Here is a 754-nt window from a genome sequence, read left to right as displayed (position 1 = left end):
CGGCCGGTATGGACACCATTCGCGCGGATTGCTCGCGCTGGCGCAGATCACCGTCGGCATGACGCTCGGCTCGCGGTTCGACCGCAGACGGCTCGCCGCGATCCCGCGTGCCCTCGCCGTCGGCATCCCGGTGCTGATCGGCATCATCGTGGTGATGGCGCTGTTCGCGACGCTCTGCGCGCTCTTCATGCCGGTCGACCTGTCGACGCTGGTGCTGTCCTTCGCCATCGGCGGCATGGCCGAGATGGTTCTGACCGCGAAGGCCCTTCACCAAGACGTAGCGCTCGTCGCGGCCTTCCAGGCTGTGCGCGGCATCGCGGCCAATGCTTTGGCCGGTCCGGTCTGGATCTGGCTCACACGAAATCGAACAAAACGAACAGGAGAATAACGATGTCCGTAATGCAGAATGCCTTTGCCGAAATGCCCGAGGGTACGACGATCACCGAGGAGGCAGCCCGCTTCGTCGAGAGCGTGACGTTCGAGGATATCCCGGAAGAGGCCCTCACGATCGGCAAGCGCTGCCTGATCGACGCGCTCGGTCTGTATGTCGCAGGCTCGGAAGAGCATTCGGTCCATATCCTCGCGCAAGAGGCAGAATATGTCGGCGGCCGCGAGGAGTCGCGGCTTCTGGGCAGCACTCTGCGCGTGCTCGCCGCGATGGCGGCGCGCGTTCTGGGCACCGCCGGGCACGCGCATGACTGGGACGACAGTCAGGTCAGCATCGATCCCGCACATATTTACGGCCTGCTGACGC

General features: G+C 64.7%; 2 protein-coding genes. Both read left to right on the top strand.

What is annotated here, in order from left to right:
• Nucleotides 1-388 (top strand): AbrB family transcriptional regulator (locus B3D39_RS17490; protein ID WP_286789923.1); only part of this gene is annotated, 388 nt, incomplete at its 5' end.
• 2 nt (nt 389-390) lie between these two features.
• The coding region (locus B3D39_RS17485) for an MmgE/PrpD family protein (protein WP_286789922.1) at nt 391-754 on the top strand (364 nt) is incomplete at its 3' end.

Source organism: Thioclava sp. UBA3469, from assembly GCF_002378135.1.
Lineage (GTDB): Bacteria > Pseudomonadota > Alphaproteobacteria > Rhodobacterales > Rhodobacteraceae > Thioclava > Thioclava sediminum.
The sequence above is the reverse complement of the archived record's forward strand: the minus strand, read 5'-3'. Positions and strand labels throughout refer to the sequence as shown.